Raw genomic sequence first — 20,585 nt, forward strand, 5'->3', positions numbered from 1 at the left:
CAGGCCACGCGCTGCACGACGCGGGCTAGGCGATGGCCGGCTTGCGCGCTCCCCAGACCTCCGGCCTGGCCTGGCAATAGCGTTCGATGAAGGCCTGCTGCGAAGGGAACTGATCCACCGCATGCCGGATCGGCTGTGCGATGCCGTTGAGCAGGCCTTGCAGATCCCGGTCGGAAAACGCGCGCGTCAGCGGGTGGTGCTGTTCCGGCATCAGGCCCTGACCCATGAGCACATGCGTCCAGGAATCGACGCGGAACAGTTCATCTGCGGCCTGCCAGGCATGCGCCCGTTCGCGCCACGCGCACAGGCGCAGTGCCAGCGACTCGGGCAGTTCCATCTCCCGGCATTGCTGCCATAGCGGCTCGTCGCGCCGGGTGGCGTGGTAGTGCAAGGTGACGAAGTCGCGCACATGCTCCATCTCGGCGCGGCTGACGTCGTTGAACAACTGCACCTGCGATGGCGCGATGCCCTCTGCCGGAAACAGCGTCAGCAGCCGCACCACCGCAGAGATGGTGAGGTGGATGCTGGTCGACTCCAGCGGCTCGATGAAGCCGCTGGCCAGGCCCAGCGACACCACGTTCTTGTTCCAGGCCTTGAGCCGGCGGCCGGTGCGGAACGGCACCATCCAGGGGTCTTTCACCGCCGGGGCGGCAACATCGCGCAGCAGCTTGGCGTGGGCCTCGTCGTCGGACAGGTGGCGGCTGGAGAACACCAGGCCGTTGCCGACCCGGTGCTGCAACGGGATATGCCAGCGCCAGCCGGCTTGGTGCGCAATGGCGCGGGTGTACGGCACTGGCGGGCCGAGCGCTTCGGTCTGCACCGCCACGGCGCGGTCGCACGGCAGCCAATGGCTCCAGTCTTCGTAGCCGGTGTGCAGCGTCTGCTCGATCAACAGCCCCCGGAACCCGCTGCAGTCGATGAATAAATCGCCAGCAATGGCCTGGCCGTCTTCCAGCACCAGGCTGGCGACATCGCCACTGTCCGGATGTTGCGTCACCTGCTGGATCCTGCCTTCGATCCGCTGCACGCCGCAGGCCTCGCTGCGGGTACGCAGGAAGCGCGCGTACAGCGCCGCATCCAGGTGATAGGCGTAATTGACCGCCGGCTCGCGCGGCAACGCAAACCGGTCCACGCGCGATGCCACGGTCTCCAGGCAGTAGTCGCCAAAGCTGCCGCGCATGCCGCGGCGCTGGCTTTCCAGCCACAGATGATGGAATGCGCACACCAGGGTGCTCTGCCCGGTGATGCCGAACGGGTGGATGTACCGCTCGCCCTGGCGCAGCCAATGTTCGAAAGAGATCGACAACTTGAAGGTGCCGGCCACCTCGCGCAGGAATTCCTGTTCGTCGATCTGCAGGAAGCGATGGAAGGTACGGATCGGCGGCACCGTCGATTCGCCCACGCCGACGGTGCCGATCTGCTCGGACTCGATCAGGGTGATGTCGAGCAGGTTGCGGAACTGATGCGACAGCGCACATGCAGCGATCCAGCCGGCGGTACCGCCGCCGGCGATGACGACCTTGCGAATTTGAGCCTGGGTCACTGCGAACTCCCGTGGATGGATAAGAGGTGGCTGAGGCGATGCAGGCCATCAAGGCGGCTGCAGCAGCCGGTGCGCAGGCCGCTGACGCCGGGTCCCGCACGCGCTTGCGGTGCCGCCTGCTCTCCCGGCAGTACCACTGATTGCCCCACCGCCTGCATGCAGGACGAAACGGCCCGTCAGCGGTTGAGCCTGCCGATCAGCATGGCGCGCAATTGGCGCGCCAGGATCGGATCGATGGGGCCCAGCGCCTGCCGCGCCTGCTCGGGCAGATGCGCACCGGCACGTTCCGCAGGCCCGAACACGTAATAATCGAACAGCGCGCGCCATGCGTCCTTTTCCGCGGCCGGGCGGTCGCGGATGGCCCACAGGGCGTGGTACAGCGCCGGCATCGCGGCGGGCAGCTGCGCGGGCGCGCTGCTCCACCAGTAATTGACCAGCACATTGAATGGCTGCAGCGATTGCACGTGATGCCACCACATGCCGGGAATGAACAGGGCATCGCCCGGTTCCAGCACCGTGGTGCGCGCATGCGCCAGCGCCTGCGCGAAGCGTGGGTAGCGCTGCAGATCCGGGTTGGCGACATCCACCATGCTCACCACCTGGCCGCCGGGCGTGGGCTCGAGCGGCCCCGGGTACAGGTTGGCGACCTGCTCGGGCGGAAACAGGGTGAAGCGGCGCCGCCCCACCGCGCAGCAGGCCAAGTTGTCGGGCGCGTCGTAATGGCAGGAGGCAATGACGCGATTGCCGATCCAGATGCTCGGCTGCACGGCGATGCCGCCAGCGGCAACCGCTAGGTCGTTGTGCGCGCGCAGGCCGGGCAGGTGAGCGTCGATGGGCAGCGAGGCCAGGTAGTACGTCGGCGGCTGCGGGTCATCGCGATGCGCGGCAATCGCATCCAGCAAGGCGCTGATGCTGCCGCGCCGTACTTCGAAGTTCAGTGCGCTGCAGTCGTCAGTGTAGAACGGCCGGCCGGCAATCTCCGGTCCGCCGTAGGAGTACTGCAACGTGCGTCCGTCATCGTGCGCGCGCAGCTGCGCCATGGCCTGCTCCGGGCTGCGCAGGCCGGCCTGCACCAGCGACCAGTCGCGTGCGAGGCCACGCAATACCACCGGCTCGGCTGCTGCGCAGAGCGCGGCTAGCGGCAAGGCGTCGGGCCGGCAGTCGTTGCGCTCGGCAATGCCGGCGATCGCTGCAGCGGGCGGATGCAAGACAGCGACGGCCATGCGATCAGGCGTATGCAGCAGCAGGCGCGGCATGCGCCTGCTGCAGACGGCGCTGCTTCTCGGCCATCAGCCGGCGCAGGTTGTACTGCGATGCCAGCATCAGGAACGCACCCTCCAGATAGCCGGCCTGGTGCAGCTGGTGCAGCGCCTGCGCATCGAGCGCGGCAAGCTGCTCGCGGTCGATGGCAAACAGGCCGTCCAGCTGCGCGGCGTGGGTCGCGTCCAGCGCCACGTCCAGGCGCACCGGCTGGATCAGACCCAGCGCATCGAACGCCGCGGCCATGGCCTGCCCGGCATCCACGCCCTCGCGGATGCCGCGCAGCACGCCGATGATGTGGTCCAGGTACGGGCTATGGCCGCCCTGTGGCAGGAACACCGCCTCGCCTTCGCTGCGGCTGACGCGCGGATGTTCCAGGTCGATGTGGATCACCGGCTCCTGCACCAGCGCACCGTCGATGCGCTGCTCCTGGAAGCCGATCAGAAACGGGCCCTTGGCCACGATGCCGGGCAGATAGCTGGCGTTCCAGCGTCCTTCCTGCAGGAACAGGTTTTCGTCCTGGGTAAATCCCAGCAAGGCCACGGACTGGTAGCCGCTGCCGGCGGGGTCCCTGCGGAAAAACAGCGGGTACTCGCGCTGCAGGTCGGCGTATTCGGTCACGAACGCGGGCACCAGGCCAATGGCATCGCCGAACTCGGGGCCGAAGCGCAGGATGACGCGCAGGTCGTGATGCGTCACGTTGTTGAGTACGGCGTATCGCGTCATCTGGTACTCCGGCAGGCATCCATCGGCGCACTGCAGTGGGAAAGGGATCGATCGCACGCCCGGCGCGCCTGCGAACGCCGAGCATTGCCAAAAACCGGGAGGCCGGCAAGCCGCAGGGCAACATGCGCGATGCGCGAGCCAATGCCCGCGCATCGCGTTGGCGCTGCTTGCATCCGCCGTGCAGCCACACGACTGCGGCTGCACGACGAACACAGGCTGGCGAACCCCCGCCGCAGTCACCCGGTCGCGGCCGCCACCCGAACAGGACGGCCGCCCGGAGCTGCCGGTACGTGCCTGCGACGCGGCGTCAGAACGCGTAACGCACACCCAGGGTGTAGCGCGGCTGCTGATCGATCAGACGCACGATCTGCTTCTCCGACCGACCATGCCAACGCACGTCTTCGCCGGTGAGGTTGATCGCCTCAAAGCCCACCGACAGCTGCTTGTTGAGCGCATAGCTGACGCTCAGATCGAACTGCTGGTACGCCTCGACGTAGTACGGGTTGCGGTTGGAGGCATCCTGGTTGGCCGCAATCAGGTACTCGTCGCGCCAGTTCCAGGCCAGGCGTGCGCTCCAGCCGTACTTCTCGAACATCAGCATCACGTTGGCGGTATCGCTCAGGCCCAGCAACGCGAACTGGTCGCGGTCGATGACGTTGTTGTCGAAGGCCACATCGCCTTCGACGATGGTGTAGTTGGCATAGATGCCGAAGCCGGTGCTGCCGAAGAAGTACTGCCCGCCCAGTTCCCAGCCGTGGATGTTGGCCTTGTTCTGGTTGATCGGCCGCGACACGTCGAACTGATACAGCGGGTCGGCCGCAGTGCCGACCAGGTCGTAGGCGTTTTCCAGGGCGAGGCTCTGCGCAGAGCTGCCGTTGTAGGCGCCCAGGCCACCGGTGGCCGCGGCGTTGCGCAGCAGGGCCGTGGCGGCGAACAGCGAGGTGTCGTTGGCCGAGCAGGCCGCCGCCACGTCGTTGCCGGCTGCGCCGACCTGCGCGGCGCAGGCACCGCTTTGCAGGAAGGCCAGTGCCGCCTGCGCATCCGGGCCCGAGGTGGGGTCGGTCAGCCCGTACAGGGTCTCGCGCGAGACGGTGGTGCCGATGAAGTTGCTGACGCGCTTGTTCCAGAAGGTCGCCGACACGTAACTGGCATCGGCGAAATACCATTCCAGCGCCAGGTCGAGGTTGTCCGATTCCAGCGGGTCCAGCGTCGGCGTCTGCGAATCGCCGCTGGCGCGGTTGGACGGGTTGATCAGGATCGAGCCGGCCGGCGTATTGGGCGTCGGCCCGGCGAGCAGGTTGTTGTACGGTGCGCGCGCAATGGTCTGGCCAAACGACGCACGGCCCTTCAGCTGGTCGGTGATGTCCAGGCTGAAATCCAGATTCGGCAGGATGTAGTTGTAGCTGGTCTTCTCGCTGAAGGGCTGCTGCTCCGTGGAGCGCAGCAGCTGGAAGTCGTTGTTGGCCTGCCATTGCAGCGCCGTGGGCGTGGCAACCTGCGAGGTGGATTCCACATCGGTGCGCTCGTAACGCAGGCCCAGGCGGGTGTTGGCGGTCATGCCGGCGATATCGCCGGTCAACTCCAGTTGCACGTAGGCGGCACGGGTCTTTTCTTCGACCTGGTTGTTGGCGCTGTACAGCGGGTTGTAGCGCGTCTGCGCGCCGTACTGGCTGCCACCCCACAACGCCAGCTGGCTGGCGTCGCCGCGCCAGGCATTGCGCGCGGCGCCGTTGGCGTTGAAGTCGTCGAACATGCCCACGATGCTCACCGGCTGCAGCAACGCAACCATGCCCGGCTCGTTGCCGGCATTGGCCACGCCCCAGTCGCCCAGCGTGGAGTAGTTGTCGCTGGTCAGGCGGTGCATGGTGGTGTTGGACGAGCTCACGCCGAACTGGAAGCGCCCGTCATCGAAATCGAACTTGCCGTCCAGGCGGCCTTCCTTGGTTTCGGTGACCTGCTTTTGATAGTAGATGCGTTGCACCTGCGAGCCGAGATTGTTGGGCGTGAAATCCGGATTGACCACGCCATTGGTGCCGGCCAGCGAATCGGCGACGGTGGGGTACCACGTGCGCGCGCCGATCGGCAGCGAATTGTTGAACCACAGCTCCTGCCCCCACTGGCCGCCGCACGAAGGACCGTTGACGCAGTTGTTGGTTCCGGCAAAGCTGAAATAGGTCGCGCTGCCTCCGGTGACCGGATCGTTGGGCAGGCTCTGGGTCTTGGAGTTGTGCGCATCGAAGGTCAGCTGGAAGCGGTCGCTCACCTGCCAGTCCGCATTGAAGCCGAGCGAGCCGAGCGTGTACTTCTGCTCGTTGCGCTGCTGCTCCATGCCGAAGTCCTTGGCACCGTTGGGCACATCGCGCAGATACACCGGCGTGGCCACGGTCTGGCCCGTATCGAAAGTGAGGTTGGTGAAGCTGTTGGCGCGTTGCAGCCAGATGCCCTGCTCGCCGCGTTCTTCGCGGATTTCGTTGGCCGAATAGGTGTAGTCCAGGGTCAGCGTCAGGCTGTCGGTCGGTGCGAACTGCATCACCGCCTGGCCGTTCATGCGCTCGCGCTGGAAATCGGCAAACGCGTAACGGATGTCGTTGGGCATGCCGTAGAGCTGGCCGATCGCCGGTGCGTTGGTCACCACGGTGTCCGGACGCAATGCCGGGTCGGTGCCGGTCCAGCGCTGGATGTTCCAGCGGTTTTCGGTGGCCTGCACCGAACCGCCGTGACGCTTCTGATAACTGGCGCTCAAGCCGATGCCGAAGGTCTTGTCCGGGTTGGTGTAGCTGAAGATGCCCGACACTTCCGGGGTGAGCGAGTCGCCGAACGGCTGCGAGCGGTCGGACACCATCTTGGCGCCTGCATTGGCCACCACGCCTTCGTGATTGAACGGCTTGTCGGTCTGGATGTTGATCGTCGCGCCGATACCGCCGCTGGGGGCGGTGGCGCGGCTGGTCTTGAACACCTCGATGCCGGTGATGGCTTCGGAGGCGAGCTGGGCGAAGTTGAACGCGCGCGTGCCCACGTCCACGCCGCCGATCGGGGTCTGCCCGGGCGCGCCGAATGCGTCGGCGCCGGGGATCAGGCGGCCGTTGAGGGTGACGGTATTGAACTGCGGCCCAAAGCCGCGCGCGGTGACCTGCGCGCCTTCGCCATCGCGGCGTTCGATCGAGATACCGGTGATGCGTTGCAACGACTCGGCCAGGTTGGTGTCCGGAAACTTGCCGATGTCTTCGGCGCTGATCGCATCCACCACACCGGCGGCATCGCGCTTGATGCCCATCGACTGATCCAGGCTGCTGCGGATGCCGGTGACGTTGACGGTGTCGAGCGTGGTGGCGGCATCGCTGCTGGACTGCGGCGCGGGCGTCGGCGGAGCGACATCCTGCGCAAACGCGGGATTGATGACCAACAGGCCACCAACGAAGGTGAACATGGCCTTCGACTTGAAGCTGTTCAACGTACGACGCATCGATGTGTCCTCGGGAGTGGAGTCCAACCGCCTACGGCCGATGTTGCGGCCTGCGACACGGCAGTGTCATGACCACTGCCCGACGGGGCAGTGGCGAACAGTACTGCTTTGAATAAGGTCCCCTGACGCGCATGCCGGCGATCGCCCCTTCGATCGTCGCCCTGCGTTGTGCGGTGCATGCTGCGGGCGTCACCCACCCCACGGTGTCGGCGGCGCATCCGCGATGCATGCCCTGCACTGCATGTCAGCCAGTGATAGCGCTAACACGCCGCGCAGCCTAGTCAGGCGATAAAGGCCTTGTCACCGTGCGTTGCAGCATAGTGATTGGCCTGCACGGTTACAGCCGATACGGCAGCCGCTTGAGTCCGCAAGCCGCTTTCAATGGCGGCGCGGCTGTAAGCGTTATCAACGGATTGCGCAAAAACCGTCGACAGACACGGCGAACTTTGCACACTGCAACGGCGTTAGCGCAGCGCGACGCGGCGACTGCGCAAATGTCGAAAAGGCCTGCGGCAGCGACGCCCGCGTTCCGCATGGCGGAGGTGGCGCGCACGCGATGGACGCGATGCCATCGCCAGCGACAGGCGCAGGCGCGCAACGGCGCAGCGTGGTCCATCGCATTGGCAAGAACGGCAGCCACGTCGCAATCGATTGCGGGCCACGGGGTGCGTGCAGCGCCTAGTGGCAACAGGCGTTGCCGACCGGGATCGGCAACGCCTGTCCCTGCCGGCAACGCCTGCTGGCGACGATCAGCCGATCACATCCACGCGATCGTCGCTGCGATCGGCATCGGGCACTGCGTGATCCGGATCCAGGGTGACGTGCAGGACCTTCTGGGTGGTGGGCAGCGTCAGCGTCGGTGTGGTGGTCTGCAGCCAGCTCTCCACCGGCACGCGACGGTCCAGATGGCTGCCATCGGCCAGATCCACGCGCACGGTGACCGGCATCACCAGGGGCTGCCGGCTGCGCAGGGTGAGTTGCAATCCCTTGGCCGGGTCGTGATCGATGTACTGTGCCCTGGCGATGCCCATGTCCAGCTGCCAGTTGTTGAAATACCAGCCGCGCCACCACCAGCTCAGGTCTTCGCCGCTTTCGCTTTCCATCAGCCGGAAGAAGTCCGACGGGGTCGGATGCTTGTAGGCCCAGGTGGCGATGTATTTGCGAAACGCCGGGTCGAACCGTTCCGGGCCCAGGATCTGCTCGCGCAACAACACCAGGCCCAGCGCGCCCTTGAAGTAGGTCAGCGGGTGGCGGTAGGTTTCGCTGGTGGCATCGGCGATATCCATCAAGGTCGGTGCCTTGCGGTCGGCCAGCAACGGCAGGATCTCCTCCACCGGGTTACCGCCCTTGGGTGCATATTCCGAATCGCGTTTGGGCGCGTACTCGCCCTTGTTGAAGGCGTCCGATGCATACACGTCGATGAAGGTATTGAAGCCTTCGTCCATGAACGCGTGCCGGCGTTCGTTGGAGCCCACGATCATCGGGAACCAGGTGTGGCCGATCTCGTGCGCGGTAATCCAGAACAGGTCCTTGCCGCCATCTTCGAAGCCATCGAAGACGATGCCCGGATATTCCATGCCCGCACCGTAACCGCCCAGGTTGATCGCCGCCGGCCACGGATAGGGATACCACTGCGAGAAATGTTCGATCGCGCCCTTGACGTACTCGGTGGAGCGGTTCCACTTGTCCGCGCCCACGCCTTCCACCGGATACACCGACATCGCCAGCGATTGCTTGCCGTCCGGCAGGTTGATGCGCGCCGCATCCCAGACGAACGCCGGCGATGCGGCAAACGCCACGTCGCGGGTGTGCTCCATATGGAAGCGCCAGGTGCGCGTGCCCTTGCCTGCCGGTGGAACGGCCTGCGCGGCCACCTCCGATGGCGTGCGGATCAGCACCGTGCGGTCGCTGTTGCGGGCCTGCTGCAGGCGCTGTTGCTGGGCGCGGCTGAGCACCTGCTCCGGATTGGTCAACGCACCGGAGCCGGCCACCACAAACCCGTCCGGCACGGTCACCGCATAATCGAAGTTGCCGTATTCCAGATAGAACTCCGAGCCCAGGTACGGTTGCGTATCCCAACCGCGCAGGTCGTCGTAGACCGCCATGCGCGGGTACCACTGCGCCATCTCGTAGATCTCGCCGTGCTTGCTGGCACTGTAGGCAGTGCGCCCGCCCCAGGTGCCGGGAATGCGATAGCGGTAGCGGATATGCAGGGTCAGTGCCTTGCCCTGCCCGGCCAGCGGTTGCGGCAGATCCACCCGCATGCGGGTGTCGTCGACGATGAAGTGCGCGGCCGTGCGACCGCCGCCGGTGTCGATCTCCACACCGGCGATCTGCATGCCATCGCTGAACTCGGTGCGCCGCGAAGGACGGCTGGCGGCCGCGCGTGCGTCGGCGCGATACATGTTCTGGTCCAGCTGCAACCACAGCACGTCCAGCGCGTCCGGGCTGTGGTTGGTGTAGTGGATGGCGGCCTCGCCCGTGAGCGTGTGGCTGGCCGGGTCGATGGTGGCCTCCAGCTGGTAATCGGCGCGGTTCTGCCAGAACAGCGGCCCCGGCACGCCACTGCCGCTGCGGTAGGCGGTGGGCGCATCCGGCAATTGCAGCGGTGCGAACAACGCCAGCGGGTCGAACGTGCCTGACGGCGCGGCGGCAACCGCAAGCGGGGGTGCGCTGGCACACGCCAGCGATACGGCAACGGTGAGCAAACGGCGCATGGTGGGGAACATGCTCGGGTCCTGCGACGGGGGGATACCCATCCTACGGCGCCGCTCGCCGGGCACGGCACTGCCATTGGTCCCGGTTGGCGGCATGCGAGGTGGCGGCACGGGCATGACGCGGGGAACCCGCGCGCGATGGGGCGCCAAGGCGCGTCGATGACGGCGCCAGCGCCCTTCAGGCGCTTGATGCAGGCGGCCATCGCCTGGCATCGCCGCGATCGACGGCGGTGGTCGACACGCGACCGCCCGATCATCGGCTCATCACCACACCGATGCGGACGAGGTGCGCGCAGTGCTGAGGTCGATGGAAGACATGCGCAGCGCGGGCAGACACAGTAGGCAGGCGTGCCGATTGCTGCCATCGCTCCTGCCGCACGGCAGCACCACGCTGCCGCGCGCCCGGCTAGCCCCGCGTCAGGCTGCCCAGTCGTAACGCGCCATCGCCATCGTCGCCCAGTGCATCGTCGGGATTGCTCAAGCGACAGCGGCGCAGCGACAGGCAGCCACAGCCGATGCAATCGGTGAGCTGGTCGCGCAAGGCCTGCAGCTCGCTGATGCGCGCATCCAGCTGGCCGCGCCAGCGCGCGGACATGCGCGCCCATTCCGCCCGCGTGGGCGTACGCTGATCGGGCAGCACCGAAAACGCGTCCAGCACCTGCTGCAGCGGCACGCCCAGCCGTTGCGCAACACGGATCACCGCAATCCGCCGCAGCACATCGCGCGCATAACGGCGCTGATTGCCCGCGGTCCGCAGGCTGCGGATCAGCCCCTTGCGCTCATAGAAATGCAGCGCCGACACCGCCACACCGCTGCGCCTGGCCACTTCGCCCACGGACAACTCACGTTGCATTGCCTTGACCTCAACCTTGGTTGAGGCAGGATGCTGCGCGGCCGTGACCGACGCAAGCGCTTCGGGTCACGCCCATGCTCACTCGCTCTGGATGTTCGATGCCCACCGATACCGCCTTGCCCGCCGCCCCCCGCGACGACGCGCCGCCCACCTCGATCCTGGCAGCCCCTTATCGCGCTGCCACGCTGGGCATGGTTGCGCTGGTCTCGCTCAACGCGTTCGAATCGTTGGCCGTCGCCGCCGCCATGCCGACCGTGGCGCGCGAGTTGAACGGGTTGCCGCTCTACGCCCTGGCCTTCGGCGGGACGCTGGCCACCAGCGTGGTGGGCATGACCGCGGCCGGCCGCTGGAGCGACCGCCACGGCCCCGCCGCTGCCCTGGGCAGCGGCCTGCTGTGCTTTGTGATCGGCCTGTTGATCGCCGGCCTGGCGCCGGACATGCACTGGCTGATCGCCGGGCGCCTGCTGCAGGGGCTGGGCGCCGGTGCGTATTCGGTGGCCCTGTACGTGATTGTCGGGCGGCTGTATCCGGAAGCATTGCGGCCACGCGTGTTTGCCGCGTTCTCTGCCGGCTGGGTGGTGCCGTCGTTGATCGGCCCGGGCATCAGCGGGTTGATCGTGCAACACATCGGCTGGCTGGGTATTCCTCTCGGTGCCGCTGCTGGCGATTCCGGCCGGGTTGATGCTGTGGCCGGCGCTGCGTGGGCGGCGCTGGTCCGGCGCGCGGTCCAGCCAGTCCGGCGCACTGCTGGGCTGGGCCATCGGCGCGGCACTGGGCGCGCTGGGCGTGTACCTGGGCGGCCAGCTGCATGGCCTGCCGGCGCTGGTGGCGATGGTGCCGGCGCTGGTGCTCACCGTGGCATGTGCCTGGCGCCTGCTGCCCGCCGGCACGCTGACGCTGGCACGCGGACTGCCCAGCGTGATCGCACTGCGCGGCATCGCGGCGGCGGCGTTCTTCGGCTTCGAGGCGTTCCTGCCGCTGCTGCTGTCGCGCGAGCGCGGGCTGTCGCCGCTGCTGGCCGGGATCGCATTGAGCGTGGGCGCGTTGGGGTGGTTCAGCGGCTCGTGGTACCAGGGCCATAGCCGCGCCGGCTGGTCGCGCCCGCGCCTGCTCAAGACCGGTGCCTTGCTGATGATGCTCGGCATCGCGATCAGCGCGGGCGCGGTCTGGCCGGTGATTCCGGTGCCGGTGGCGGTGGCCGGCTGGGCGTTGACCGGCCTGGGCATGGGGCTGCTGTATCCCAGCCTGTCGGTGCTGACGCTGTCGTTGTCGCCGCCCGCGCAGCAAGGCGCCAACAGCTCGGCGCTGCAGTTGAGCGAGGCGATCGCGGTGGCCGGCATGCTGGCCCTGGCCGGCGCGCTGTTTGCCGCGTTGCTGGCTTCGGCAACGCCGGCTGCTTATCTCAGCGTCTTCGCACTGGCCTGGCTACTGGCGGTAGCGAGCTTCGTGGTGGCGCGGCGGGTGTGATCACCACAGCGCTGCTGCACGTGGTGTATGGCCGTGCCCACGCGTGTGGAGATGGTGGCAGTGTGCGGCGGGCCGGAGGGAAACAGCGCGCGCAGCTTGCAGAGCCGCCATGCCTGGCTGGCGCAGCGCACCGCTGCGATCCCGGTTGCGCCTCGCAGGACTTTGCCGATTCTGCCGGGATCGCTGCGAAAACCACGGCCGATCGTTCCCTGCGAACGACTGGTCATTTTTTCGCCACCCATCTTGACAGCGTTGCAGGCCGGGGCCTGCACGCAGTTGTCCACAGCCTTGTGCAAGTTCCATCCACAGGGGGTGTGGAAAAGATGCAGCGCCCTGCAGCCAACCGAGGCCTTGCGCAACGCCGGCGCCTGTGTCACGCACGATCCGCACGGCCTGCGCCGCTGGGTGACATGCGCTGGCAGCAGTCCTCGCCAACCTCCGGCACACCGGGGTCCGGTGCACCATACAAGACGGTGGATCACGCACGTCACACCGCCACCTGGCAGTGGCGATGCCCGCGCCGCTGCCGGTCAATCGACGATGACGTGCGGCACGAAGCGGGAGGTGTCGCGGGTGATCGGGCCATCGTCGTCGCGCATGCCCAGCCCGGCCGGGCGATCGGCCACCACCCAACTGCCCACTAGCGCATGGCGGCCATCGAACACCGGCAACGGATGGTGCGCCTGCAGGATCGCCGGGCCATCCACATACGGGCCGTCGGTCTGCGCGGCGTCGCCCTGTGCCGTGACCAGCGCGATGTTGGCGCCCTCGCGCGACAGCAGCGGCTTGCGCACCCACCCTGCAGCCGGCGCTTCGCCGGCCTGCGCAAAACGCGCCGCCAGCAGGTTCGGATGCCCTTGGTGGCGCTCCCACAGCAGCGGCAGGATGCCCTTGTTGCTCAGCACCGATTTCCATGCCGGTTCGATCAGCCGCACGCGGTTGGCGATCAACGCCGGGCCGAAGCGTTCTTCCATCATGAATTCCAGCGGATACAGCTTGAACAAGGTCTGGATCACCCGGTCCTGCTCATCGGTGAACCAGCCCTCTGCACTCAGGCCGATGTCTTCGATGGCCACTTCTTCCGTCGCGATGCCGACCTGATGCGCGCAATCGCGCAGGTAACGCACGGTGGCGCGGTCTTCCAGCGAATCGCGGACCGCGGCGAAATGCATCTGCGCCCCAATGGCGCCATCCACCGCCAGCGCGCCCAGCGTCTCGCATAGCAGGTCCTGGATCAGGTTGTACTGATCGGTACCGTTTGGCAGCACACCGCTGGCGATCTGCTGTTCCAGCCACAGCCACTGGAAATACGCGGCCTCATACAGCGAGGTCGGCGTGTCGTAATTGAGCTCGTACAACTTGGCCGGGCCATTGCCCGAATAGGCCAGATCCATGCGCCCGTACAGGTGCGGGTCGCGGTTCTTCCAGGAGGTGGCGATCCAGTCCCAGTAAAACGGCGGAATGGCCAGCTGGGTCAGCAGCTGCTCGGAGCCCACCACCTCGTCCACCAGCTGCATCGCCATGTCGTGCAGGTCCTGGGTGGGCGCTTCGATGTCCTCTTCGATCTGCTGCAATGAAAACGCGTAGTAGGCGCTTTCGTCCCAATACGGCGCGCCGTCGATGGTGTGGAAGTGGAAGCCCAGCGATTCGGCCTGCGTGCGCCAGTCCGCGCGTTCGGGGATCAGGATGCGTTGCATGTCAGCCGCCGAACCCGGAGCTGCGCCCGCCGCTGCCGAACGAACTGCGTGCCGCCGCGCTGGAGCCAAAGCCCGAGCGCGATACGGTGATGGCGCGCGTCGGCATGTCGATCGCACCGCTGCGCCCGCGCACGGTGCCGATGCGGTTGCTGGCCAGATCGCCGTTGGGCTTGTAGAAGCCGCCGCTGCGGTAATCGCGATACAGCGGAATCGCACCGCCATAGCGATAGCCGCCACCGCCGGTCATGTTGCCCAGCGCATAGCCCAGCAAGAACCCGCCCATCGGCGGAATCCAGCTCTGCTGACCCTGCGGGTTCTGGACGGCCGTGCAACTACCAAACTGCTCATCGCACTCGTAGCGCGTGTTGAAGCGCGGCGCGGCCTGCTGATGCTTGGTCACCGCCTCGTCATACGCCTTGAGGCATTGCTGGATGTCGCTCTGTTCCTGCTTGACCTGGTAGCAGTCGGACGCCGACTGCAACACCACGCCGGTTTCCGGCTCCGAGCCGCAGCCGGTGACCAGGGCCGCCGGCAAGGCGGCCATCAGGGTCAATTTGAGATTGCGTGATCGCTTCATGGCGCAGGCTCCGTTACGGCGTGATCGCCGCGGCGTTGATCAGGCCCACGGCGATCGACACGCCCGCAGAAAAGATGCCCGCAGCGGTGACGTTGTCGGTGATCTGGCGCGAGATGCGCCCGGCGACCAGATTGGCCAGCAGATACGCCACCACCTGGATGCCGCAGGCCACCAGGCCCCAGATCAAGGCATCGGCCAGGCTCACCGAGTGGGTGATGGCCGAATGCAGCGGCAGTGCCACGCCGATCAGGTTGCCGGCCAGCGACGTGGCGGCGGCTACATTGCCCTGTCGCAGCAGGGTGAAGTCCTTGTGCGGCGTCACCAGGGTCACCAGTACCACAGAGACGATCAACACGCCCAGGCCGGTGCCGAAATACGAAAGAAACGCGAGAAAACTCTGCAGGTTGATCGGGTTCATGACAGGACCGGTTGAGTGAAGGGCGAGCGCACGCTCAGGTGATATCCAGATCGGCGACGGTGACATCGATGCCGACTGCGTAGGTCACGCAGAATTCGTTGGGGCCGGAATCTTCGCCGGTGACCAGCAGAAACTCCTCGCGCTGCAGCTCGGGCACCTCGCGGCTATAGAGCATGGCGTAGTGGGTCAGGTCGCCATCGCGACGCGGCGGCTGGTAGCGGTACAGCACTTCGTCATAGGCGATCGGCGGGATGCGCGCAGTGTCGTCGGTGGATTGTGTGGCGCGGTGCCAACGCTTGCCGGCGTAGTCGATCTGCGCCGCGCCCAGGTGCGGATGCTGCATCACGAACTCCTGAAACGCCTGCTTGCTGGGCGGGTTCACCGTCTCGCAATACACGAACGCCTTCATCGCTTCCAGATCGCCGCCCACGGTGGTGACCTGCAGGAACGCATCGTCATCCAGATAGAAGCGGTGCAGCGAATACCCATCGCCCAGATTGACGTGGCCGTAGCATGGAATGCCCTGATGCCCGCCCGGCAGCTCGGCGGTCATGGCGTCCGGCGCCATGCGGTACAGCGTGGTATCGATCTCGACCTGCCCCCCCACGCGCAGGCCCAACGGCAGCGCATGCCCGATCGCACCGGTGCCGGAGGTCGGCAGTGGCGGCGGTTGCGGTTGGCCAAACAACTTGCTGAAAAAACTCATCGTCAGACACCTCGTGGCGATGCGGAAATGGGGGATTCGGCGCGCAGCGCGGCCCACGCAATGGCCTGTGCAGGCACACGCTGCTCGGCCAGGTAGTACAGCATGGCACCGGCGGCGACAGCAGTGCGTGCTGGCGGGTTCAAGCGCAGCGCGCCGTCGGGCGCGCGCAGGCCCAGCAGCAGGGCGCCACGCTGGCTGAACTCGGCCGCGAGCCGGCTGTAGTCCAGCGTCTCGACAGTACCGGGCACGGCCAGGCTGAACTGGGTGGGGCCATCGTCCACCGACAGCAGCTCGGCGGTGATTGCGGCACTGCCCGGGTCCTGCGCGGCGCGGGCCAGGATCTCGGCGGTCATCGGGCGCGTGCACTCGATGGCCGGGTAATGGCAGTTGACCAGGCGTGCGGCGCTGGCCGAATCGAAATGCGCCACCACATGCGCAGCCGGCGCATGCGCCATCAACGCAAAGACCGCAGCCAGGGTCTGGTCGTCGGACGGCGGGTTGACGATCACCCGCGCGGCGCCCGCGATGCCGGCACGCAGATAGACCTCGGTGTGGGTATACGACTCGGCCGCCACGAAGCGCATGTGGTCGGGCATCGGGTTTTCGGTGATGCCTTCGGCGATCAGCACCACGCCTTCATCGTCGGTGGCGGTATCGGACAGCAGCAGGTCCAGCAGGCGGCTGGACGCGGCGCCCTGCCAGCCGATCAGGATGGTGTGCCCGCGCAACGCGTCGTAGGCCATCTTGCCCATGTAGTGACGCCTCCAGAAGGTGATGAGCACCGCACTGGTCTTGGCCAGCACCGTGGCAAACAACGCCACCGCGCCCGGCATCAACACGAACGCGGCGATATAGCGCCCGGGCACCGAGCCCGGCGACAGGTCGCCGTAGCCGATCGTGGTGGCGGTGGTCATGTAGTAATACGGAAACGCGTCCAGGCCGACGAGCTTGTGCTCGCCGGCCAACCGCAACAGTGCCCAGCTCAGGCCCATGTGGGCCAGCAGCGCAAGCGCCACCATGCCCCAGCTGACGCGGCGCACATGCCGCCGCAAGACCCGGTACACCCGGCCGACAATGATCATGGCGCGTCCTGTGCCGTGGCGCTGCGGTCAGCTGTCGCTACGCGGAACCTGCTGCACGTCGCGCACCTGGCCGATCAATGGGGCCGTCCCGCTGGTGGTGTCGTGGCCCAGTTGCGCGGCGGGCTTCTTGAAGCGCGCCAGCACGGCGGCCGCGTTGGACTCGCCTTCCATCAGTCCGGCCGCGGCCAGACGCCGATTCAGATCGCCATCGCCGCTGGACGCTTCGAGTTCTTCGGCCGATTCGATGCGCGCCGAGGTTTCGGCCTGACGCGCCTTGATGCGCTCCAGCGATTCCAGTGCCGAGCCCATCTTGCTGCTGGCGCCGGAATGCCGCGCGGCAATCGCCGCCTGCGCCTTCTGCACCGCATCGGTGGCCTTGACCGTGTCGATCTGCTGGCGCATGCCGCGCAGCTGGTTCTCGGTCTTCTGGATGGTGGCCTTGAGCGTCACCACCGACTGGTCCAGCGATGCCTTGGAGGCCTTGTCGCCGGCGTCTTCGCTTTCCAGCGCGGCCAGCTTGACCGCCACGTCGTGCGCCAGCGCTTCATCGTTCTTGGCCAGCGCACCTTCGATATAGCGCGTGTACTCGGCCATCTTGCCGGCGCGCGCGTCGATCTTCTGCTGGGCCAGCTTGCTTTGCGCCATCAGCTTGGTCAGCTCTTCGCGCGAGCGCGTGAGCTGGGCGCCGGCATCGCGCATTTCCTGGTCCAGGATGCGCAATGCATTGGCATCGACCGCCTTCTGGCCGGTCTCGTGTGCGGTGCCACGCAGCAGCGTGATCAGTTTGGAAAAAATACTCATGACAACACGCCTTTAGGAAAAGAACGGCTTGAGAGATTCGGCGGCATCCAGCGTATTGGCCGCCAGGGTCTGGATTTCCTCGTCGATCTGGTCGAGCGTGGACGACGCCGACAGCTCACCGAAGACCACGTAGCTGTCCTTGCCGTCGACCTGCACCAGGCCCAGGTTGGACAGGGGATTGAGCGGGTTGAGCCGCAGGCAGGCGTCGTTGAACGCGGCGCGGTCGTTGACCTGGTCGGCATTGGCCAGCAGCGTGGACACGAATACCTGCGAGCCCGAGGCGGCCACCTGGATCTGCATGTCGCCGTGGTCGGCCAGGGTGAGGTTGATCGCCGGCTCGAGCCCGTCGATGAGTTCGACCTCGATCGGCTGGCCGCGGTAGCGCTCGGCCAACAGGCCGTGCAATTCGACAGTGGTGTACTGCGTCATACGATGTCCTGTCCTTTGGAAACGGTGGTCAAGCAATGGGCGGACATACTACAGACTGTTCGCGACCGGCAGAACGTGCCGTTCGGCACCGGTCAGGCGGCATCAAGTGCCGGCGTTCGACCGCCGGCACCGCCCGGGTGCGCCCCGTTCCGGCGCATGCCGCACAGCGCTGCGCCGCATGCCCGCTGCACACGCCGCCGCGCGTGCCGGCCCTGCCAGGCGGACGCATTGGGTGCGGCAGCGGCCCCGGCACCGCCGCGCCAACGATGCGGCCGCCAGCGTGCGCGCCGCCGCGTCGGGCGGGCGTTATGGGTAGAGCATCCGCTTGGTCCAGTGGCTGGCCGCATCGGCCTCGTACCGCCAACGCTCGTGCAGGCGGAACCTGGCGCCATACCAGAACTCGAACGCCTGCGGCACCACCCGGAAGCCGCCCCAGCCATCCGGCCGTGGCACCTGCCGACCGTCGAAGGTGGCCTCGACCTTGGCGATCGCCGCGTCGAACTCGGCGCGCGAGCCGAGCGTCTGCGATTGCAGCGACGCCCAGGCGCCGATCTGGCTCATGCGCGGGCGTGACGCGAAGTAGGCATCGGCTTCGTCTGCGCTGACCAGCTGCACGCCGCCCTCGATGCGCACCTGGATGCCGGCCTCGCGCAGGCTGCGCCACAGGAACAGCAGCGCCGCCTGCGGATGCGTCTGCAGGTCGCGCCCCTTGGCGCTGTCCAGGTGCGTGTAGAACACGAATCCGCGCGCATCGAAGGCCTTGAGCAGCACAGTGCGCGCGCTCGGCCGCCCATCCACGGTGGCGGTGGCCACGGTCATGGCGCTGGCTTCCAGCTCGGCGCTGTCCTGCGCCTCGGCATACAGCGCGGTAAAGGTGGCAAGGGCTTCTGCGTACAGATCGGGCATGGCGGTGCGTGGCGGCAGGAGGGGCGTCCATTGTGGGCGCATCGCCGGCACTTGTCCTACGCCCGGCTGTCGCAGCCGGCGTGGCTGGCCCAGGGCACGGGCGCACGACATGCGGCGTTGCAGGGCCACCGCACCGCGCGGCGTGCTGGCGGCCGCGATGGATTCGGCGCGCGCCAACCGGCCCGGTGCGCAAGCGTGAATGCTAGGATCCCTGCGCATGAACCCCGCTCCCAATCTCGTGATGGTCGGCCCGATGGGCGCCGGAAAAAGCTGTATCGGCCGACGCCTGGCCGAGCGCTTCGGGCTGGATTTCGTCGATGTGGATCAGGCCATCGTCGACTACGTGGGCAGCAGCATCGCGGCCATCTTCGAGCAACACGGCGAAGCACGCTTTCGCGAGCATGAGGCGCAGACCCTGCAGGCGCTGCTGCAGCAGGACAACAAACTCATTTCCACCGGTGGCGGCGCGGTGCTGGATCCGCTCAACCGCGAGCGTATTCGCGCGCGCGGATTCGTGGTGTATCTGCACGTGAGCGTGCCGGCGCAACTGACCCGCCTGGCGCGCGACCGCAACCGCCCGCTGCTGCAACGCGCCGACCGCGAGCAGGTGCTGCACACGATGGCCGCGCATCGCACCCCGCTGTACCAGGACGTGGCCGACCTCACCCTGGAAACCGATCACTTTTCCCCCGCCGAAGCCACCGCGCAGCTGGTGCTGCGCCTGGCCGCACAATGGCGCATGTCGAGTACCCCTGCATGACACTCCCCCGCTCCAGCCGCAGCGTCGATGTCGACGGTGCACAGCCTTACACCATCACCATCGCGCCCGGCCTGCTGGCCGACGGTGCACGCCTGGCCAGCCATGTGCGCGGCCGCCACGTACTGGTGCTCAGCGACACCCAGGTGGCACCGCACTACGCCGCCGGCGTGCGCAGCGCGCTGCTGCAGGCGCGCCCGGACCTGCAGCTGGGCGAGCTGGTGATCGCCGCCGGCGAAGCCTCCAAGACGCTGGACAACTTTGCCGCTGCGATTGCCGCACTGGCCGAGCTCGGCGCCACCCGCGACGCCTGTGTGTTCGCACTCGGTGGCGGCGTGGTCGGCGACCTGGCCGGCTTCGCCGCGGCCTGCTGGATGCGCGGGGTGGACTGCGTGCAGCTGCCCACCAGCCTGCTGGCGATGGTGGATTCGTCGGTCGGCGGCAAGACCGCGGTGGATATCCCGCAGGGCAAGAACCTGGTCGGCGCCTTCCACCCGCCACGCGCGGTGATTGCCGATACCGACACCCTGCACACCCTGCCCGCGCGCGAGCTGCGCGCCGGGCTGGCCGAGGTGATCAAGTACGGCGCCATCCGCGACCCGCTGTTCTTCCAGTGGCTGCATGCCGAACGCCGGGCGTTGCTGGAAGGCGACGCCGACGCCCTCGCACAGGCGATCGCACGCAGTTGCGAGCACAAGGCCGACATCGTGGCGCGCGACCCGCTGGAAAAGGGCGAGCGCGCCCTGCTCAACCTGGGCCACACCTTCGGCCATGCGATCGAGACCGAACAAGGCTACGGCGCGCCCGGCAACGACAACCTCAACCATGGCGAAGCAGTCGCGGTGGGCATGGTGCTGGCCGCGCGCCTGTCGGCCGCGCTGGGCATGAGCGATGTGCAGGACACCGAGGCGCTGCGCGCCCTGCTGCAGGAGTTCGAGCTACCGACCGAGATCCCGCCCGGCCTGGCGCCGCACGCCCTGTTGGGCCGCATGCGGCTGGACAAGAAGAACGTCGCCGGCCGCCTGCGCCTGGTGCTCTGGCGCGGCATCGGCAAGGCCGAAGTGGTGCAGGACGTGGACGAGGCTGCGGTGCTGGAGATCCTGGCCGGCTGAGGCCCGCCGGCCAGGCAGGCACGCAACGCTGCATGGCCGCACGCAACTGCCGTCGACCGCCCCCACGCCCG

Annotated in this window: 16 protein-coding genes and 1 pseudogene; 3 read left to right on the forward strand and 14 right to left on the reverse strand. The window is 67.3% G+C overall.

The features are described 5' to 3' along the window. Positions 1–25: 25 nt before the first annotated feature. The 6 genes from ACCQ10_RS14790 to soxR all read right to left on the reverse strand — a co-directional run bounded on the left by ACCQ10_RS14790 (position 26) and on the right by soxR (position 10,562). Positions 26–1,543, reverse strand: coding sequence for a tryptophan halogenase family protein (locus ACCQ10_RS14790; RefSeq protein ID WP_372361103.1), 1,518 nt, complete (start codon positions 1,541–1,543; stop codon positions 26–28). A 176-nt stretch (positions 1,544–1,719) separates the two neighbouring features. Next, on the reverse strand, positions 1,720–2,766 hold the full coding sequence (locus tag ACCQ10_RS14795) for a cupin-like domain-containing protein (RefSeq protein WP_372363132.1): 1,047 nt from the start codon (positions 2,764–2,766) through the stop codon (positions 1,720–1,722). 4 nt (positions 2,767–2,770) lie between these two features. Further along, on the reverse strand, positions 2,771–3,529 hold the full coding sequence (locus ACCQ10_RS14800) for a SapC family protein (RefSeq protein WP_372361104.1): 759 nt from the start codon (positions 3,527–3,529) through the stop codon (positions 2,771–2,773). 307 nt (positions 3,530–3,836) lie between these two features. Further along, positions 3,837–6,992, reverse strand: coding sequence for a TonB-dependent receptor (locus ACCQ10_RS14805; protein ID WP_039409335.1), 3,156 nt, complete (start codon positions 6,990–6,992; stop codon positions 3,837–3,839). Positions 6,993–7,741: 749 nt separating this feature from the next. Further along, positions 7,742–9,721 carry a M1 family metallopeptidase gene (locus tag ACCQ10_RS14810; RefSeq protein WP_372361105.1) on the reverse strand — a complete coding sequence of 660 codons (1,980 nt, stop codon included), beginning with the start codon at positions 9,719–9,721 and terminating at the stop codon, positions 7,742–7,744. A gap of 394 nt (positions 9,722–10,115) precedes the next feature. Continuing rightward, a complete protein-coding gene (gene soxR / locus ACCQ10_RS14815; protein WP_372361106.1) occupies positions 10,116–10,562 on the reverse strand; it encodes a redox-sensitive transcriptional activator SoxR in 447 nt (148 codons plus the stop codon). Positions 10,563–10,660: 98 nt separating this feature from the next. Between soxR and ACCQ10_RS14820 the strand changes: the two are divergent. Next, positions 10,661–12,029 (forward strand): annotated as a pseudogene (locus tag ACCQ10_RS14820) (MFS transporter). 530 nt (positions 12,030–12,559) lie between these two features. Here ACCQ10_RS14820 and ACCQ10_RS14825 read toward each other — a convergent pair. From ACCQ10_RS14825 to pdxH, 8 genes are all read right to left on the reverse strand, one after another. Further along, positions 12,560–13,726, reverse strand: coding sequence for a glutathionylspermidine synthase family protein (locus ACCQ10_RS14825; protein WP_372361107.1), 1,167 nt, complete (start codon positions 13,724–13,726; stop codon positions 12,560–12,562). Between the two features lies 1 nt (position 13,727). Next, on the reverse strand, positions 13,728–14,303 hold the full coding sequence (locus ACCQ10_RS14830; RefSeq protein WP_039414410.1) for a DUF1190 domain-containing protein: 576 nt from the start codon (positions 14,301–14,303) through the stop codon (positions 13,728–13,730). 13 nt (positions 14,304–14,316) lie between these two features. Further along, complete coding sequence (locus ACCQ10_RS14835) at positions 14,317–14,721, reverse strand: DUF350 domain-containing protein (RefSeq protein WP_372361108.1); 405 nt, start codon at positions 14,719–14,721, stop codon at positions 14,317–14,319. A gap of 34 nt (positions 14,722–14,755) precedes the next feature. Then, positions 14,756–15,433, reverse strand: coding sequence for a YjfK family protein (locus ACCQ10_RS14840; protein WP_204243605.1), 678 nt, complete (start codon positions 15,431–15,433; stop codon positions 14,756–14,758). Next, positions 15,430–16,509, reverse strand: a complete 1,080-nt coding sequence (locus ACCQ10_RS14845; RefSeq protein WP_372361109.1) for a potassium channel family protein — start codon at positions 16,507–16,509, stop codon at positions 15,430–15,432. Before ACCQ10_RS14845 ends, ACCQ10_RS14840 begins: the two co-directional genes overlap by 4 nt. Positions 16,510–16,536: 27 nt before the next feature. Then, complete coding sequence (locus ACCQ10_RS14850) at positions 16,537–17,310, reverse strand: PspA/IM30 family protein (RefSeq protein ID WP_039414398.1); 774 nt, start codon at positions 17,308–17,310, stop codon at positions 16,537–16,539. A gap of 12 nt (positions 17,311–17,322) precedes the next feature. After that, positions 17,323–17,739, reverse strand: a complete 417-nt coding sequence (locus ACCQ10_RS14855; protein ID WP_039414395.1) for a YjfI family protein — start codon at positions 17,737–17,739, stop codon at positions 17,323–17,325. A 306-nt stretch (positions 17,740–18,045) separates the two neighbouring features. Beyond that, complete coding sequence (pdxH, locus tag ACCQ10_RS14860; RefSeq protein ID WP_184556528.1) at positions 18,046–18,645, reverse strand: pyridoxamine 5'-phosphate oxidase; 600 nt, start codon at positions 18,643–18,645, stop codon at positions 18,046–18,048. 217 nt (positions 18,646–18,862) lie between these two features. Between pdxH and ACCQ10_RS14865 the strand changes: the two genes are divergently transcribed. Both ACCQ10_RS14865 and aroB read left to right on the forward strand, forming a co-directional pair. Next, positions 18,863–19,405: a shikimate kinase gene (locus ACCQ10_RS14865; protein WP_372361110.1), complete on the forward strand. Its 543-nt coding sequence runs from the start codon at positions 18,863–18,865 to the stop codon at positions 19,403–19,405. Then, on the forward strand, positions 19,402–20,514 hold the full coding sequence (gene aroB / locus ACCQ10_RS14870) for a 3-dehydroquinate synthase (RefSeq protein WP_372361111.1): 1,113 nt from the start codon (positions 19,402–19,404) through the stop codon (positions 20,512–20,514). The genes ACCQ10_RS14865 and aroB overlap by 4 nt, the downstream gene beginning before the upstream one ends. Positions 20,515–20,585: the final 71 nt, after the last annotated feature.

The organism is Xanthomonas sp. NCPPB 1325 (assembly GCF_041477645.2).
Lineage (GTDB): Bacteria > Pseudomonadota > Gammaproteobacteria > Xanthomonadales > Xanthomonadaceae > Xanthomonas > Xanthomonas cannabis.